Consider the following 17,261-nt stretch of genomic DNA (forward strand, 5'->3'; position numbering starts at 1 on the left):
CACGAAGGACCGCAGTTTCATCAGGGCTAGCGGCGAGGACAGCACGAGATTGTCAGCTGATGGGGCGTGGGCGTCACCGCAAGGGCACCAGACCTCACGTCAACTTCCCGCTCAGGACGAGTGCGGCCAGGGAGTGGTCCAGCGTGAAGCCAGGGCGTCGCAGATGGCGCGTTGCTCGATTTCGTTCAGGTCGTGCATGAGGAGCCCTTCGATGGTGAAGATGCCGATCATCACTTCGGCCTCCACAGTCGCAGGTGAGACTCCCGCGGTCTCTAATTCGTAACGGGCCAGGGCACCGGTGATCAGATGGAAGTTGTGATGCCACTCGGCGATAGCGGCCGAATGTTCGACGCGGGCGTGCACCGTCGTCACGAGGCGGCTCATCTGGTGTAACTGGCGAACCACCCACAGCAGTCGGGCGGCGATCGGTTCGGTCGCAACTTGTTGGTACTGCGGCCAGACGTCGGCCATGACGCTCTCGAGCACAGCGATCAGGACGTCGTCCTTATCCCCGAAGTACCAGTAGATGGTATTGGGCGCCACCCCGGATTCTTTGGACAGGCGGCTCATCGAGGTGGCGTCGTAGCCAGCATCGATGAACAGCCGTCGTGCCGCTGCGACGATTTCTGCACGCTTCTCGTCGGCGGCCTGCGGGCGCTTGTTCCGCGCCATTCCGCCCTCCCGACTGCCGTCTAGGTCACAGTGTCTTGAATGCCATTCAAGAGAGCGCTAAGTTCTTGAACAGCATTCAAGATACCGAAGGGAGGCGAGGACGTGAACCAGCTATTCAGCTATGTCCGACACGACGTGACCTTCACGTCCCACGCCACACCCTGCGCGGCGTGGCTCTACCGGCCCGAGGGCGTTGAGAATCCGCCGATCGTGGTGATGGCTCACGGGTTCGCCGCGTTCCGCGAGCTGCGCCTGGACGCCTACGCCGGACGGTTCGCCGAGGCCGGTTACGCCGTGCTGGTGTTCGACTACCGGTTCTGGGGTGCATCCGGCGGGCAGCCCCGCCGGATCCTGGACATCAAGGCCCAGCAAGCGGACTGGCGGGCTGCCATCGCCTACGCCCGCAGCCTGGACGGTGTCCACAACACCCGCGTCGTCGCCTGGGGTTCCTCCTTCGGAGGCGGGCACGTCCTGGTTCTGGCCAGCCACGACCACGACCTCGCTGCGGCAATCGTGCAGGTGCCGCACGTTTCCGGCCCAGCGTCGGCGTTCGCCCAATCCCCGAAGCTGGTATCGCGGTTGATTCTCGCGGGTGTGCGCGACCAAGTGGGTGACTGGCTGGGACGTCCGCCCTACCGCACCGCAGCTGTTGGCTATCCGGGTGACGTCGCGATGATGACCTCCCCCGGGGCCGCCGAGCTCGTCGAACGGATGGCGGGGGACAAGCGCGAAGAACTGCTCGCCGAGAACGACGTCGCTGCGCGTATTGCCCTGCGGGTGCCGCTGTACTCCCCGGCCCGTCACGTCGCCAAGATCACCGCACCCACATTGGTGCAGCTGGCCATCAAGGACGATGTCACCCCGTATGCGAAGGCTCGAAGAATCGTGTCCCGCATCCCCAACGGGGAGGTGAAGTCCTATGACTGCTCCCACTTTGAGCCGTACCTGGAACCCCACTTTGAGGGAATCATTGCTGACCAGATCGACTTCTTGAACCGCCACGTCCCGCTGGTGCGACCGTAACGCCAGGCGGGCCCTCCACCCGGCAGACACCCGACCCCGCAGCGCGTCCAAGTCCACAGCCGGTCCCCGAAGACGTACACGTTGCCCCTCTTCGGGTTTCGTTGTCTCCACGCACCGAGTGCCGCCATGACGTTGGCGTGGGCCTCGCCATACTGTGTGTATCAACGCGTTAGGACTAGTGCATCGCCCCGTTCGTTGACAGCGTGACGTATGCCGAGCAGGAGTCATCGCCTGACGAAGCTCCTATAGGCCCACTGAGTGACAGGTTGGCGCGGCTGGCGCAAACACACTCGGGCAGCCGCGCACACCGAGACCAATTGTTTCGCAATGATGACGTCCTGGGTATAGGACCCGCCACGACGTCAGATACGTCGTTCATAGCGGATGAAGTAAAGAAGCTGCTTCGAGTTCGTCCCGCTGACCGACTCATGACCAACGAGGGGAACATCGTCATGCGCAAGGCAATTGCAATCATGTCCACGACGGGGGCACTGCTGTTCGGGGGTGCGGGCATCGCCCACGCGACCACGGCCATTGAACCCGCTCCTGCTTCCACCACCAGCTATGTGGCAGCTGATGACAACGACAACGACAGCGGTAAGAACGGCCTGTGGGGCCTTATCGGGCTGCTCGGTCTGGGCGGCCTGCTCGGCCTTCGGCGGCGAAACGACGCCTACCGCGGCACCGGAACCACCGGGACGACGGGCGCTCCCGGGGGCGGCGTCCGCTAGGAGCCACACGTCGTAGCGACGTAGCGACACCACATTCGGCGCAGCCCGGTCGGGCAACAAGCGCAGCCGATCGGCGTAAGCGTCGAATGTGGTGTCGCACGTCCGACAGCCGCAGCTCAGCGCACGTATATCTCGTCGCCTGTCGGGTAACCCCCGCCGATAGTGGTGACGTGGACGTGGTCGAAGTGGCCGGCCGCACTTCCTTGCGGACCGTTCGGCGTGTAGTAGACACCCCGCCAGATTGCGTCCTGAATACCCAACCGATCGGCGTTCTTCAACACGTACGCGACGATCTGGTTACCCAACTCGATCCCTTCCTCCGAGCTGGGGTTCGGAATCATCACGTCGAGCGCCAGGCCGTTGGGGTGCCATCTCAGCGCATCCGGCCGCACGCCGCCGATGCTGTGAATCTCGGGGAATATCGCGCTGATGCTGCGGGCCGTCAGGATCGTCTTGACCTGCAGTCCCTGCTCAGGTGCTACTCCGGCGGGCAACGCTTGCGGTAACTGAACCACCCGATATCTCGACGCTGCTGCCGGTTGAGCCGGTGGGTCCGCCTCTGCCACCTGGATCAGCGACGCTGACGCGCGCACCATGGGTGCCGCCGCGACGATCTCCGCGCAGCACCGCCCAGGTGTCTCGACTACCGGTTCGATCGTCTCGCTCGCGGTGGATGTGTGCATGTCTCCCCCGGCGGCGAAAAGCACGGCCGCCGGGGCAATGAAAGCCGCAAGTCCGACTGGCGGCTTCCGTCGGCTCTTGGGTAGTGAGTGTCGGCCCACGCCAAGCACCATACGAGGTGAAGGGCCTTTATCACAATTTCATAACGGCGCGCCATCCAGCAGCGGGCCCGCCACTAGCGGAACCGGGGGCTTCGGCTCAGCGTCCAGCACTTCCGGGAAGGCGATGAAGTACGTCTGAGACGACGCGCAGCTGGCTGCCGACCGTCCGCGTTCAGACGCCGCCCCGCCGACGCCCCGGCGATCGACAACGCCATCGTGGCCGCCCGCAATTCGAACCCGCTGATCGCCTGAGGGACTTCACCCCGGCCCCGCGCATCTCAACCTGCTCCGACGCATTGGGGGATGCGCTATGCATCAGGCGTTTTCATCACGCTGCTCGGCACGGCATCGGCACCGAGTTCGGCTCCCAAGCGAATCATCAAGAGCCACAGTCGATTCAGACGTTGCCGCAAGCCGCTTCCACAGCTCAACGGAGCACGCCTTGCTGCACTGCGCGGCGGCAGCGCGGTGCGGGCAACAACGAATCGTAGAACAGCGCCGATCGAAGTCACTGTTTTCACACCAAACAGCGCTGTGGTGTGAGACAGTCCTTTTCGGGGTCGGGGCTGCATCATCGAGGGGACATCATGGGTGCTGCGGCTTGCATAGGTCGCGTAGGGGGATTGGCCGTGGCGCTGGGCGTCGGGGCCGCGGTCGTGACCGGTCAAGGGGTGGCATCGGCCACGCCGACCGGTTCTGACGCATCCGCGCAATCCGACTCAGGTCAGGGCAGCACAGGCACCCCAGGTGCGGAATCCGGTGGGACCGTGGCGAAGAAACCCACGGCGGCCACTGCGCAGGAGTCGACAAAGACCGATTCGTCGTCGACATCGAAGACCAGTCTTGGTTCGTCTGCTGCGACACCGCCGGCGAAACCGGGTGACGTGGTCAGCTCCGGCGGCGCACTCAGCAGCCAGCGCATCACCGACACGCTGAGCCGAGTGGCCGACACGTTCAGTAAGATCCGCTCCGGACTCGCCCCGCAGCAGGACGCGCAGAAGTCGCCGTCGCAGGACTCCGACTCCCCCACCGCGGCACAGACGCCGACGAAGACGCGGCTCACCATCGGCGACAAGGTTGCGCTTCGGAAGCGATCGTCGTCCAACGGCGCAACGGCAGACACGGCTGACACTGCGAACAGCGGACTTGCGTCGCCGTCGTCCTCAGTCGACGCCCGCACTGTCACCAGTGCAGCTCATGACATCACCTCGAGCACACTTGCGCCCCAGCGCCAATTGACCTTCGCTGCAACGGCATTGACGACGGCGTACAAGGCGTCGAAGGCGTCGGCTGCTCCGGCGACAGTTCCGGCGTCCGCGCCGCAGATCGTGGCCGAGCCGAAGCCGGCGGCGCCGACGACCGCCAATGTGCTCGCAAACGCCTTATCGGTCTTGGGCATCGGCCCACTTGCCGGCACCGTCCCCGGCGGTCCCGTCGGAGGTCCGATCGCGTTGACGTTGCTCGCGTTGGCAGCACGCCGGGAGACCGAGCAGAAGTTCGCCGAGGCCGCGCGCGTCACGACGACGAGCAGCGCGCCGGTCACCACCGCATTGCTCACCGATACGACGCCCACCTCTGCTCTGATGGCGCCCACCGCGGCCGTCACCGTCGACCCGTATCCGGGGACGACTAAGACGCCGACGGCGATCAGCGCCACCACGGACTTCATCGAATACGTGACAGGGCCTGGCGGTTTGAACAAGACCGACGTCCGCTTCGGCATCGGCGGCACCGACGTTGGCACCATGTGGGACAACGGAATCAAGGACGATCCCACCACCCCGGTCAACGAGCACCAGGTCCTGATCGCATTCGGCGACACCTTCGGAAACCCCTACCCGGCGCGCACCGGCTTCTGGCGGATGAACACGTTGTTGCGCACTCCCGACGCCACCCTCAACAACGGCATGTACGTGCCCAACAGCGTAAAGGGAGACATCTTCAGCGGTGCGTCGACGATCGCGCCGGAGGGCATCGACCCGAAGGAGATCGTCGACCGCAACAACATCAAGGGCTACGCCAAGGGCACCGAAACCACGATCATCCCGACCGCCGGCATCTCGGTGACCGACGCCGACGGCCACACCCGCCAGTACGTGGACTTCATGTCCGTGCGCAAGTGGGGCTCGCCGGGCCAGTGGACGACGAACTACTCGGGCATCGCGTACTCCGACGACAATGGGCAGACATGGCAAGTCGCCGATTCCAGCATCCGCCCCGCGGGCTATGGATACGCCAGCAAGCCCTTCGTGTCCGGTAACCAGCACTTCCAGCAGGGCGCCTACGTCAAGGGAGTGCAGATCGGCGCGGACGGTCAGGCCGTGCGGGATGCCAACGGGCAGTTGGTGAACGACGGATACGTCTACTCGTACGGAACGCCGGCGGGACGTACCGGAACGGTGTACCTGTCGCGTGTCAAAGAGGCCGAGATCCTGGACCAGACCAGATACGAGTACTGGAACGGAAAGACGTGGGTGGCCAACAAGCCCTCGGCCGCCACGGCGATCCTGCCGAAGACGACGGCCCCCGGCTTGTTGGGACTGTTCGGATTCAAGACGACCCCCTCGGTGAGCGAGATGTCGGTGCAGTACAACGAGTACCTCGGCAAGTACGTGATGATGTACGGCGACGGAAACAACAACATCGTCGTGCGCACCGCGACGACTCCGCAGGGAACATGGTCGGCCCCAACGACGTTGGTCACGTCAGCGCAGATGCCAGGGCTGTATGCCCCGATGATCCATCCGTGGTCGGGCACGGCCAACCTCGCGCCGGAGGACCAGAAGTACCTTTACTGGAATCTGTCGACGTGGGACAACTACGAGGTGCGGCTGATGCGCACCGATTTGACCAGGACGAACCTGGTTCCCAGCCCTGCGCTCTCGGTCTGACCTTCGGGCGATGAAGCAGCGCAAGTGCAGTGCGGTGGTATCGGCGGTCGTGGCCGCGGTTGCCGTGGCGCCAGCGGCACACGCTGAACCCCCTGTGCCACAACCAGGTTCGTCGTGTTCGGAAAGCCTCAGCGGTGCGCTGACGCAGCTGCTCGACTACCAGGCGCGCGTGACCACCTATCTGCAATGCCGCAGGCAAGCGAGTGGCGGCTATCAGTGGCAGGTGTTCGACGACCCTTACCCGAGCGGTGACCGTTGGTTCAGCTTCGGGCCGAAGATGATCCTGCACGGTGAAGGGCAGCCCAACCGCGAGATGGAATCCGGCGATTGGACTGCCACCCCGCAAGACCCGGACACCACGTGTAAGGCTGAACAAGTCGGCGTCGTCAGCGCGGGCACAGTCGGCGCACCGCAGGTCGCGACCGGCCAACCCGGACAGCCGCTGAGATTTCGCGTTGTGCCGCTGATGTTCACCATCGAGCTCAGCGGCGTCTGTCTGTGGCAGAAGGTCGGCTGACCCTTCTCAGAAGACGATCGTCTGGTTGCCGTACCGGATCACTCGGTCCTCGCAGTGCCACAGCACGGCCCGCGAGAGCACCGCGCGTTCGACGTCCGCGCCCAGCCGCGCGAGATCGTCCACGCTGTGCCGATGGTCGACGCGCACCACGTCCTGCTCGATGATGGGGCCTTCGTCGAGCTCCTCGGTCACGTAATGCGCAGTCGCGCCAACGATTTTCACGCCGCGGTCCTTGGCCTGTCGGTACGGTGCGGCACCGATGAACGCGGGCAGAAACGAGTGGTGGATGTTGATCAGCGGGCAGCCGACCTCGTCGAGAAAGCGCGGAGTCAGCACCTGCATGTAGCGCGCCAACACCACGAGGTCGACGTTGCCGCGCAACAGCTCGAGCTGGCGCTGCTCGGCTTGCTCCCGAATCTCCTTGGCGGCCGGTATGTACATGAACGGCACGCCGAACGGGCGCACGTCGTCGGCCAGGTCGGCATGGTTGGCGATCACCATCACCACCGACATGTCCAGCTCGCCGCGGCGATTGCGCCACAGCAAGTCGAGCAGGCAGTGGTCTTGCTTCGACGCCATGATGGCCACCCGTTTGCGCTTGGCGGCCTCGGTCAGCCGGAAGTCGATGCCGAACTTCGTGGCGACCTGCTCGGCGAACTCCCGTTCCAGCGTCTCGCGGGCCGCGGACAGCCCTGGCAGGTGAAAGATGGTGCGCTGCATGAAGATTCCATCCGTCTGTTCGGTGGAATGCTGGTCCAGCGACACGATGTTGGCACCGGCCTGCGCCAGGAATGTGCTGACGGCAGCCACCAGTCCGGGCCGGTCGGCACACCGCAGCAGCAACCGACCGATGTCCTTGACGGGCAGGGGAACCCGGCCCTCGGGGTACCTCAGGCCGACTCTTCGGTCGCGTCAAGCACGCTGACCGCGATCCCGTACGGCAAGAACCGCACTTTGCGATTGGGATCGGTGTTGGTCTTGTTCGCGCGCAGCGCGTCGAGTTCGGTGGGATACACCTGCTCGATGCGCGCGGCCCCCTCGTCGTCGACGGTGTAGATGGCCCAGACGCCGTCGCCGGTCTCGCCGGCGGTTTCCGGCTGCCCGCGCCGACCCGGTCGGGTGAACTCGTCGAACAGCGTCGACCAGCCGGCACGCTCACCGGGGAGGCTGAAGAACCTGCCGATCTGCTCGAAGGTGTCGCGCAGTCCCTCGCCCGCCTCGCGGACCACTCGTTCGAATTCGTCGGGATCGAATCCGAACGGTCCATCCTTGCCCATGACGCCTCCTGACGGCAGCGGTGTTTGATCCAGTGTGCGCTCAACAGGTTCGATGCGCTACGCAATCCGGTCCATCGGCACTGCCGCTGGCCTATGCTGTGCGAGTGCTCAACACCAAGCCATATCGGATCGTCCAGTGGACAACAGGCAACGTCGGCAAGAGTTCGGTGGAGGCGCTCGCCGCGAACCCGAACTATGAAATCGTCGGCTGCTACGCATGGTCGCAGGACAAGGCCGGCCGCGACGTCGGCGAACTCTGCGGTATCGCACCGTTGGGGGTGACCGCGACCAACGATGTCGACGCGCTGCTCGCGCTGAAGCCCGACTGCGTGGTCTACAACCCGATGTGGATCGACGTCGACGAACTGGTGCGCATCCTGTCCGCCGGCGTCAACGTGGTGTCCACCGCGTCGTTCATCACCGGACACAACCTCGGCGCCGGCCGCGACCGGATCGAGGAGGCGTGCCGGCAAGGCGGTTCGACGATGTTCGGTTCCGGCGTCAGCCCGGGCTTCGCCGAACTGCTGGCGATCGTCGCGGCCACCGGCTGTAGCCGCGTGGACAAGGTCACGATCGCCGAAGCGTCCGACACCACGTTCTACGACTCCCCCGCGACCGAGATTCCGGTAGGTTTCGGCACGCCGATCGACGACCCCGAGCTGCAGCCCATGGCAGCACAAGGCACCGCGGTGTTCGCCGAGGCGGTGCGGCTGGTCGGCGACGCACTGGGCGTCGAGTTCGACGAGGTGGTGTGTGAAGCGGAGTACGCCAAGACCACCCAGGACCTCGACCTCGGTTCGTGGACCATCAGCGCCGGTTGCGTGGCCGGCGTCTTCGCCAGCTGGCAGGGACGGATCGGCGGCAGAACAGTCGTCGACCTCAACGTGCGATGGCGCAAGGGGCAGACGCTCGATCCGGACTGGAAGATCGAAGGCGACCCGTGGAAGATCACCATCGACGGAATGCCCACCGTGACAATGAATGTGGGGTTCCTGCCGCCGCCGGACTTCCTCGAGAAGGCCAAGACCATGGCCGACTTCATGAGCCTCGGGCACACCATCACCGCGATGCCGGCGATCCACGCAATCCCGGCCGTCGTCGCCGCCTCACCGGGCATCAAGACGTACGCCGACCTGCCGCTAACACTGCCTCGAGGAACCGTGCCGCACAGCTGAATTCAGCTCGCGGGTGCCAGCATCTGCATCCAGCCGTCGTCGCCCGTTCCGGCCGAGTCGCGCACCGTGTATCGGCTTCCGTCGGGCGCGACGACCTCGCCGCTCTGCGGGTTGTAGATCGCAGTGGGAAGCTGCGCCGGCGTATAGGTGCACGGGTTCGGCTGCTGGCCGCTGCACGCCACACTGCCCTGGCCGGGCCGCGACAACGGATCGGACAGCGGCGCCGGAGTTCCATTGGGCGGCAACAGGTTTGCGGGCAACGGGTTCAAGCCGTTGTTGACGCTGGGCGCCGGGATCACCCGACCGGGCTCCACCGGCTGGTCACAGCGCGCCGCCGGTGCCGGGCAGGTCAGGATCTGGTTCGGATCGCCGTACCACGGGTTGGTGCCCATCGGCACATACGGCTCGTTGCTGCGGCACTCCTGCGGCGTCGCGGCCCGCTTGCCCGGGACGTCGGCGCACGGATAGTTGCGCGCACCGCGAACCACGTTGCCTTGGAAGTCCTTCGGGATCTTGCAATAGGTACCCGACGGCAACGGCGCTGGCGAGGTGTCGGCAGGCGCGCGCCACTGCGACGGCGGCAAAAAGCCGGTCAGGCACGGCGGCGGACTGTTGAGGGCAGCACCGAAACCCGGCGGCACAGCCTGCAGGGTCAACGCAGAGGCACCGATGCCCACGAACAACGGGCCGAGCGCGAAGTTGATGATGCCGTACCCCGGAAAAATAGAGCCGGCCTCTAGCTGTGCTGCGCCTTGCGGGAAGATCACCAAAGACTGTTCGACGCCCTTGTGGTAGCGCTTGAGCAAGTCGATGACGATCTCGAGGTTGGCCAGCGTCTGCGGCAGTGAATCGCGCACATCGGAGAACACCGCGTTGAGCTGATCGGCGGTGGGAGCGGCCTGCTGCAAACCGCTGCGCAGCGCTGCGTCCTGCTCAGCGGCCTGGGTGCCGATCGAATTCAGGTTCGCCGCCCAGGTTTCGATGTTGTCGCGCGAATTCACCTGCGAATCCAGGATCGGCGACGAGTTGGCGACGATGTCGTTGACCGGAGTCAAGTTGTCACGGAAGTCGCTGGCAATCGCGGTGGTCGAATCCACCAGCCGCTGCAAGGCCGGCCCCAGCCCACCGACGGCCTGCGACGTCTCGTCGAGCAACGTGGCGATCTTGTCCTTGGGCAACGCATTCAGCCCCCGGTTGGTGGCATCCAGCGCGGGACCCACGTCCGACGGCACGGTGCTGCGGGTGATCGTCTGACCGTCGTGCAGGTAGTCCTTGACGTTGCCCGTCGACACCAGGTCCAGGTACTGCTCACCGACCGCCGACACCGAGTGCACGTTCGCCGACGCGTTCGCCGGGATCTTGTACCGATCGTCGATGCTCAACGTGGCGCGCGCCCCGCGCTCGGTGGGCGACACATCGGTCACCCGACCGATCGCGATTCCCCGGTACGTCACGTTCGCCGTCCTGTACAGCCCGCCGGACCGCGGCAACTCCGCGTAGAGGGTGTACTGTCCGATGCCCATCAACCGCGGCGCTTGCAGGTAATAGAGGCCCAGCACCCCCAGCGCGAGCACGGTGAGCACGACGAATATCACCAGTTGCAGCTTGATGAACCGGTTCAGCAAGTGCGCTCACTTTCTACCAGAGGCAGTTGCGCGTTATGCGCAGGACTGCAAGCGGTTTCCGGCTCGAATTCGCTACGGAGGTTACCGCACCGTGTATGAGCTCGCTGACCTCGGAGTGCTTCGCGACGCTGGCCCTCGAAGTGAAAGCGCTACCGGCTCGCCGACTCCAGCGCGAAGGCCGTCGCGCCCACGATCTCGTTGTCGACCACCTCGTTCTGCACCGAGCCGCGGCCCACGAACACGCCTGAATAGTGCTGGCCGCGAATCTCGTTGCCCAGCACGATGTTGCCGGACGAGCCGACGAAATCCAGGTCGATGACGGGTTCGTCGGCCTCGGCCGCGCCCAGTTCGACACCGAAGAAGTGGAACTGCCCGCTCTGGCCCCGGTTGTTGTCGACGATGGTGTTCTTGGCGACGACGTTGAACAGCGCGGTGCGCACCATCTTCACCCCACCGCCGAAGTTTCCGACGATGTCGTTCGCGAAGATCTCGTTGTACAGCGCGTTGTCGATCGAGATGCCGGGCAGTTTGGCCATCGACGTGCCGTCGGCAGCCCGGCCCGCCGCGAGCACCGAGTCCAGCTTCAGCACCTCGTCCGGCTGCCCCCAGCGTCTCCCGTTGTCAGCCACCAGATTTGCCGCGAACACGTTCGCGGTGGCGCCGTTGTCGAAGCAGATGCCCTCTTTGGCATTGCCTTCGATGTGGTTGCCGACGAACACGTTGGCGATCGCGCCGTCGTTGTAGACGCCCGACGACAGGCCGTCGCGGATGTTGTTGCCCACGATCACGTTCTGCTCGGGGTTTTCCAACCGCTGCACCAGCGGCGTGGTGAGCACCCAGTAGTTGTCCGGCAGGAAGAACGAGCCGGGGTTGTCGGCGATGCCGGTGCCCCGGCCCGTCAGCACGATGCCGGCGGTCCAGTTGGAATGCCCGGTGAGATGGTCTATCTGGTTGCTGTCCACCAGCGCTTTGGTGACCGGGCCGTGAAGCAGAACGCCGGCGCGCTGCACGTCGTGCAAGCGGTTCGCGTGGATGTCGACCGCTGATGCTCTACCGGTCACCACGATGCCGTTCTGCGTCAGCCCGCGTAAATCGTTGCCCTCGATCGCAATCCCCGAACCGCCGTCTACCAGAAAGCCGTTCGTGCCGCCGGTGACGTTGGCGTGGATCACTGCGACGTCACGTGCACCCACGATCTTGACCAACCACAGCGGCGGCGTCTGGCCCGGCTGGATCACCGCATCCGCGAAGTCGACCACGACGTTGTGTCCGGTGATCGTCAGCGGGGTGTCGGCCTGCAGTGTCCGGCTGGCCACTGTGATGTGGGCCGCACCCGCACCGGTGATCATCCGCTCGAGTTCGGAGAACCGGCTGCCGGTGAATGTCATTGCGCGCAGGGGCTGCTGGCGCAGGGCGGGCAGCACCGAGCGGTTGACGGCCACTGTGTCGCGGGCGGTCGACCACGCCGCCATCGCGGTGCCGCTGCCGATCTTCAGCAGTTGCGCGCGCTGATACACCTGCGTGCGGTTGGCGATCTGAGCGGCCAAGTCGCCGGGGGCGTTGTGCAGCGGCGGCATGTCGAGCTGCTGGCGCAACGTGAACGGGTACAGCGGCGCCGCGGCCGGCGCTGTCGGTGAGGCATGCGCACCCGCCGGGGGCGGCTGGCTCTCGACCGCGGCCGGCACCGACGTCGGCGCCGAGCACACGGCGACGGCCGCGACCGTGAAAACGGCGGGCAGCCGAATCACCCACCGAAACCTGCGCATGCGCGCATCATCTCACCGCACGCTCGGTTGCCACGCCAGACTCGCGCCAGTTCCCTGCGCGCCGGGTTTGTGCTGCAATGCTGACGTGACCGACACCGCCGCCGACCTGCAAGCCATCGAGCGCGTCAAGTACCGCTACCTGCGGGCACTCGACACCAAGGACTGGGAGGCCTTCGCCGACACCCTGACCGACGACGTCACCGGCGACTACGGCGAGCGGTTGCACTTCACCAACCGCGCGGACCTCGTCGAGTACATGCGCTCGTCGGTCGGTCCGGCCGTGATCACCGAGCACCGCGTCACCCACCCGGAGATCACCGTCGACGGCGACCAGGCCACCGGCGTCTGGTACCTGCAAGACCGCGTGATCGTCGCCGATTTCGACTTCATGCTCATCGGCGCCGCGTTCTACCGCGACACCTACCGGCGTACGCCGCAGGGCTGGAAGATCAGCGCCACCGGCTACGACCGCACCTATGAGGCCACGATGTCGCTGCAGGGGCTGAACTTCACGCTGAAAACCGGTGCGGCGCTTCGCATTTGAGTGGCACTGATCACTTCCCGATTGCGATCAGCGCACCCGGACGCAGCCACTGGATGATCTTCACCAGGGTGGCGTCGTCGATCGCGACACAGCCGGCGGTGGGGCCGCCGTCGGTGGCGTGCATGAAGAACCCGGCGCCGTTGCCCGGCACGCGTTCCTTGGTGTTGACGCCCATCACCACTGAATGCACGTATTCGGGGATGTCGAGGTTCTCGCTGTCCGAGGTGTCGAAGTGGCACTGCTCCTTCTTGCAGTGCTGGTGGGTGTTGAACGTCGGACTGTGCGGGTCGCCGTCCCACCAGTCGTCCGGACCCACTTGCAGATACGGAAGCCCGCCGCCGGGCGACGGCGCCGTGCCGAACACGTAGTCGAGCGTGAAGACTCCCATCGGGGTGGCGGGATAACCGTCCTTGGATTGCGGCGTCATGCCTGCGGAGCCGATGTGCGCCGGAATGCCCGCCGCGACGGGCTGCCAACCGGCAGCACTGCGCTGCCAGACGTCCATCTTCGCCGTCGAACCACCAACGCCGACAACCGAAATGACCTGTGTGGCCCCGCCTACCGAGCGGGCGAACCACGGCGTGTAGTCGGCGCGGCCCGTCGGCGCAGCGACCATCGCGATGACGGCCGCGGCAAGAACAGCGACGAGACGGCGCACGCCTCATGGTCGACGCCGGCGTGGTTAGGGGTCAAGTCAAGGTTCAGCCACAACTCGGTCACAGCGACCGCACCGGCGACATCGTTGACGGCTTAAACGAACCGCGAGTGTCTTATTGGCCCGCGTGTTCTTCGAGCAGTTCGATCAGGGCTTCAGGGAAGCCGGCGATCATCTTGGCGAGTTCGAGCGGTGGTTGATGACCTTCGCCCCGATTCGGATCTGCACCATGCTCGAGTAACAGCCGGATGATGGCCCCGGGCGGCTCGGTCTTGTTGTAGTTGTAGACAGCCATCCAAAGCGGGGTGTTGCCCCACACATTGATCGGGTCGATGTCGACCCCCTTGTCCAGCAGCGCTTTTGCAAAATCGATACGGCCGTAATCGGCGGCGATGTGCAGCGGCGTCATGCCTTCAGGCCCCGGCGCGTTGACGTAGTTGCCGGCCGCCAATTCGACGGCGAAGGTGTCAATGTCGTTGTGCAGCACGGCCCTATGGATCGGTTTCATCGGATCGATCTTGGGCGGCCTGCCGCTACGGGCCATCAGTGAAGCACCTCAGAATCGGCGAATAGCGACCGGCACACATCGTCAACGGTACTGACGTTGCCGAGAAAGGCCCTGTGTACGGCGTCGCCCAGCTCGGCGATGTCGTCGACAAGCTGCCCGCGGCGGTCGGCCGCAACAACCAGCGTCTGATAGATCAGCAGCCCCTCGAAGCGCACACTCGTTGGTGATCCGCGGCGTCATCGACCAATGGGACCTCGGGCAACGACTCAATGCCGTCCGCGTGACCGGAGGCTTGACCAGCGCGCCGTCGCGTTTCGCGGCCGGATGCCCGGGATAGGTTGACGTATGCACTTTCCTGGGCCGCGACGCGACCGCGGGCTGCGGCAGATCACCAGAGGCCTCGGAACCCTGGACGAAAGCGTCTTCGACGCCGTCGCCAACTCCGAAAGCCAATTGCTCGACCTCACGATGCCCCGGCTTACCCGCGCCGCGGACCACTCGAAGCTGTGGTTGGCGATCGCAGCGGTACTGATGGCGTCGCGGCGGCCGTCGGCGCAGCGGGGCGCGGTCCGCGGGGTGCTCAGCCTGGCCGTGACCAGCCTGCTGACCAACCAAGGGGCCAAGCGGCTGCGACGCCGCCCTCGGCCCAGCTATCTACGGGTGCCGCTCGCGCGCCAGACTCATCGCCACCCCACCTCCAACTCACTGCCGTCCGGTCACTCGGCGAGCGCGGCGGCGTTCGCGGTGGGCGTCGGGCTGGAGAACTCGGTGCTCGGGCTGGTGCTGGCGCTGCTCGCGGGGCTGGTCGGCCTGTCGCGGGTGGCCACCGGCGCGCACTACCCCGGCGACGTGTTCATCGGATTCGGCATCGGCGCATCGGTCGCGGTGCTGGGCGCTCGGGTGGTGCCGCCGGTCGTGCCGCGCAATCTGCCCACCGCTGAGCCGCTGAAGGTCCAGACGCCGCCCCGGCCCGATGGCGCCGGTGTAGTCATGGTGGTCAACCCGGCGTCGGGCGGCGGCGCGGGCGCCGAGATCGCCGCGCGCGTCCGGGAATCGTTACCGGCGGCCGAGATCGTCGAACTCGGCCCTGACGACGACCTCGTGCCTGCGCTGAAATCGGCCGCACAACGCGCTCAAGTGCTGGCCATCGCCGGCGGCGACGGCTCGGTGTCGTGTGCCGCGGGCGTGGCCGTGGAGGCCGGGCTGCCGCTGGCGGTGTTTCCCGGCGGCACCTTCAACCACTTCGCCAAGGACATCGGCTGCGACACCGCCGACAAGACCATCCGTGCGATCAAGGACGGCAACGTCTTCTGCGTCGACCTGGTGTGCTTCAACGACGACAACATCGTGATCAACACCGCCAGCATCGGCGCCTACCCGAAGTTCGTGCAGACCCGAGAGCGGCTGGAACGCAAGATCTCCAAACCACTCGCCAGCGCGTACGCCATGCTGCACACGCTGCGCCACGACGAGCCGGTACGGATCGCGTTCGACAACCGGGAGATGCAGACGTCACTGTTCTTCCTGGGCAATTCCGCTTACTTACCATCGGGATTCGCGCCGTCGCGGCGGACCCGAATGGATGACGGGCTGCTGGACATCCGGATCCTGGAGACGGGTCCGCGGCTGGCCAAGCTGCGCATCCTGACGTCGCTGATGCTGGGCCGCTTGGAGCGCAGCCCGCTGTATCACGAACGGCAGGTGCCGGAGTTCAGCTTCCGCTGTCTCGACGGTCCGACGACCATCGCGCATGACGGCGAAGTCGGCTCGAAGCACGAGTCGGCCAGCTTCAGCGTGCGGTATCGGGCGCTAGCGGTGTTCCGTCCGCCGCCGCGCCGATAGCCGATAGCCGATCGGGCTCGAATCGGCATTCCGTCGGCGCACGGACCCGAATGCTGGGAAGCTGAACGCGTGGCCGGCGCCAGCACCCGGTGGACCGACGCAATGCTCGACAGCAAGCGGCGGGAGGGAGATCCGGTCGCTGACGAGGCCGTCGCTGAGGTCCTCGAACAGGGCGGCGTCGAGGCAGTCAACGCGGTCATGAAAACGCTGATCCGCACCGACGACCCGGTGCCGCCGGAACTGCCCGACCGCCTCGAGGCGTACCTGGCTGACACGTTGCCGTTGCCGCAGTGGGCGGATGCGGCTCGTATCGAGCGGGGACAACGGCTGTTCGAGACGTGGGGTCTGCATATCTCGTGCTGCTTGTTCTGCGCGTCGCTGCCGTCGTCGTACGCGGCGGCAAACGGCGTGAAGGTGCTCGCCATGACCGCCCGGCTCGACAGCGACGCGCGCCGACGGGTGATGGAGACAGGGCAGTTCTTGGTCGACGTGCTCAGCGTCGGCGGGCTCGATGACAACGGCAAGGGCCGTCGCGTCATCCAGAAGGTCCGGCTGATGCACGCCGCAGTGCGCCACCTGATCAAGGCGCGCAACCAAGGACAGCCCGGACTGTGGAACTACGAACAGTGGGGCGAGCCCGTCAACCAAGAAGACCTGGCCGGGACCATGCTCGCGTTCTCCTACGTCGTCGCCGACCCGCTCCGCCGCCTCGGCGTGCGGCTGCCCCCTGAGGACATCGACGCGTATCTGCACCTGTGGACCGTGATCGGTCACCTCATCGGCCTGGATGACGACATGCGGGTGGACGACGCGGAGGAGGCTGCTGCGCTCGTGGAGATCATCCGGCGACGCCAATTCGCCGCCTCGCCGGAAGGACAGCAGATGACGGCCGCGCTGCTCGAGCTGCTGGACAAGATGACCCCGGGCTATCTGTTCGACGACACCATCCCGCCGTTGATCCGCCACCTCATCGGAGACAAGACCGCCGACCTGATCCGTGTTCCGCGCGACCTCGGTTTCTTTTCCCGCCTGGCCAACTGGTTCTTGGTCAACGTCCTCGACAGAGCCGGAGAGCGGTCCCGGCGCTTCGGGCCGATGTCACGGCTGGCCGAACCGTTCGGTCGTGAACTCCTCCGGGGCTTGTTGACGTTGGAACGCCGCGGCGACCGCGCGGACTTCGCCATTCCGGACCACCTCGCCCTCCAGTGGCAGCTGCGGGCGTGACGACGGTGCCGGGCCGATACGCGCCCGGC

At 65.8% G+C, this 17,261-nt stretch carries 16 protein-coding genes and 1 pseudogene; 8 read left to right on the plus strand and 9 right to left on the minus strand.

Annotation, left to right across the window (positions count from 1 at the left end; genetic code table 11):
* Window positions 1-111: 111 nt before the first annotated feature.
* Window positions 112-672: a TetR/AcrR family transcriptional regulator gene (locus AC5Y4N_RS07780; RefSeq protein ID WP_499905246.1), complete on the minus strand. Its 561-nt coding sequence runs from the start codon at window positions 670-672 to the stop codon at window positions 112-114.
* A gap of 102 nt (window positions 673-774) precedes the next feature.
* On the opposite strand from AC5Y4N_RS07780, the gene AC5Y4N_RS07785 reads away from it, so the two are divergent.
* On the plus strand, window positions 775-1,695 hold the full coding sequence (locus AC5Y4N_RS07785) for an alpha/beta hydrolase (protein ID WP_499905243.1): 921 nt from the start codon (window positions 775-777) through the stop codon (window positions 1,693-1,695).
* Between the two features lie 428 nt (window positions 1,696-2,123).
* The gene (locus AC5Y4N_RS07790) at window positions 2,124-2,426 is read left to right on the plus strand and encodes a WGxxGxxG family protein (RefSeq protein WP_499905240.1); all 303 of its coding nucleotides are present in this window, start codon (window positions 2,124-2,126) and stop codon (window positions 2,424-2,426) included.
* A 116-nt stretch (window positions 2,427-2,542) separates the two neighbouring features.
* Here the strand turns inward: AC5Y4N_RS07790 and AC5Y4N_RS07795 are convergent, their stop codons facing one another.
* A complete protein-coding gene (locus AC5Y4N_RS07795) occupies window positions 2,543-3,208 on the minus strand; it encodes a VldE C-terminal domain-containing protein (RefSeq protein ID WP_499905235.1) in 666 nt (221 codons plus the stop codon).
* Window positions 3,209-3,975: 767 nt separating this feature from the next.
* On the opposite strand from AC5Y4N_RS07795, the gene AC5Y4N_RS07800 reads away from it, so the two are divergent.
* Entirely contained in the window at window positions 3,976-6,099 is a 2,124-nt protein-coding gene (locus AC5Y4N_RS07800) for a glycoside hydrolase family 183 protein (protein WP_499905230.1), read from the plus strand.
* 10 nt (window positions 6,100-6,109) lie between these two features.
* Window positions 6,110-6,616 carry a hypothetical protein gene (locus AC5Y4N_RS07805; protein ID WP_499905228.1) on the plus strand — a complete coding sequence of 169 codons (507 nt, stop codon included), beginning with the start codon at window positions 6,110-6,112 and terminating at the stop codon, window positions 6,614-6,616.
* Between the two features lie 6 nt (window positions 6,617-6,622).
* Here the strand turns inward: AC5Y4N_RS07805 and purU are convergent.
* Together purU and AC5Y4N_RS07815 are read right to left on the minus strand one after the other, a co-directional pair.
* A pseudogene (gene purU / locus AC5Y4N_RS07810) lies at window positions 6,623-7,532 on the minus strand (formyltetrahydrofolate deformylase).
* Window positions 7,507-7,893, minus strand: coding sequence for an Rv0313 family protein (locus tag AC5Y4N_RS07815; protein ID WP_499905224.1), 387 nt, complete (start codon window positions 7,891-7,893; stop codon window positions 7,507-7,509). Before AC5Y4N_RS07815 ends, purU begins: the two are co-directional and overlap by 26 nt.
* A gap of 104 nt (window positions 7,894-7,997) precedes the next feature.
* Here AC5Y4N_RS07815 and AC5Y4N_RS07820 point away from each other — a divergent pair, with 104 nt between their 5' ends.
* On the plus strand, window positions 7,998-9,068 hold the full coding sequence (locus tag AC5Y4N_RS07820) for an NAD(P)H-dependent amine dehydrogenase family protein (RefSeq protein WP_499905220.1): 1,071 nt from the start codon (window positions 7,998-8,000) through the stop codon (window positions 9,066-9,068).
* A gap of 2 nt (window positions 9,069-9,070) precedes the next feature.
* Here AC5Y4N_RS07820 and AC5Y4N_RS07825 read toward each other — a convergent pair whose 3' ends face one another.
* A complete protein-coding gene (locus tag AC5Y4N_RS07825; protein ID WP_499905215.1) occupies window positions 9,071-10,693 on the minus strand; it encodes a virulence factor Mce family protein in 1,623 nt (540 codons plus the stop codon).
* Between the two features lie 149 nt (window positions 10,694-10,842).
* Window positions 10,843-12,459 (minus strand): right-handed parallel beta-helix repeat-containing protein, encoded by a 1,617-nt coding sequence (locus AC5Y4N_RS07830; RefSeq protein WP_499905212.1) that lies wholly within the window; start codon window positions 12,457-12,459, stop codon window positions 10,843-10,845.
* A gap of 67 nt (window positions 12,460-12,526) precedes the next feature.
* Here AC5Y4N_RS07830 and AC5Y4N_RS07835 point away from each other — a divergent pair, with 67 nt between their 5' ends.
* Entirely contained in the window at window positions 12,527-13,003 is a 477-nt protein-coding gene (locus AC5Y4N_RS07835; RefSeq protein ID WP_499906302.1) for a nuclear transport factor 2 family protein, read from the plus strand.
* Between the two features lie 10 nt (window positions 13,004-13,013).
* Here AC5Y4N_RS07835 and AC5Y4N_RS07840 read toward each other — a convergent pair whose 3' ends face one another.
* The 3 genes from AC5Y4N_RS07840 to AC5Y4N_RS07850 form a co-directional block, all read right to left on the minus strand.
* Entirely contained in the window at window positions 13,014-13,661 is a 648-nt protein-coding gene (locus AC5Y4N_RS07840) for a L,D-transpeptidase family protein (protein ID WP_499905209.1), read from the minus strand.
* A 112-nt stretch (window positions 13,662-13,773) separates the two neighbouring features.
* Window positions 13,774-14,202, minus strand: a complete 429-nt coding sequence (locus AC5Y4N_RS07845; RefSeq protein ID WP_499905205.1) for an ankyrin repeat domain-containing protein — start codon at window positions 14,200-14,202, stop codon at window positions 13,774-13,776.
* Entirely contained in the window at window positions 14,202-14,381 is a 180-nt protein-coding gene (locus tag AC5Y4N_RS07850) for a hypothetical protein (RefSeq protein ID WP_499905201.1), read from the minus strand. The genes AC5Y4N_RS07845 and AC5Y4N_RS07850 overlap by 1 nt, the downstream gene beginning before the upstream one ends.
* Before the next feature lie 130 nt (window positions 14,382-14,511).
* Between AC5Y4N_RS07850 and AC5Y4N_RS07855 the strand changes: the two genes are divergently transcribed.
* Window positions 14,512-16,008, plus strand: coding sequence for a bifunctional phosphatase PAP2/diacylglycerol kinase family protein (locus AC5Y4N_RS07855; RefSeq protein ID WP_499905199.1), 1,497 nt, complete (start codon window positions 14,512-14,514; stop codon window positions 16,006-16,008).
* A 69-nt stretch (window positions 16,009-16,077) separates the two neighbouring features.
* On the plus strand, window positions 16,078-17,232 hold the full coding sequence (locus AC5Y4N_RS07860; protein ID WP_499905195.1) for an oxygenase MpaB family protein: 1,155 nt from the start codon (window positions 16,078-16,080) through the stop codon (window positions 17,230-17,232).
* Window positions 17,233-17,261 lie beyond the last annotated feature (29 nt).

It is taken from the genome of Mycobacterium sp. NGS19 (assembly GCF_059813155.1).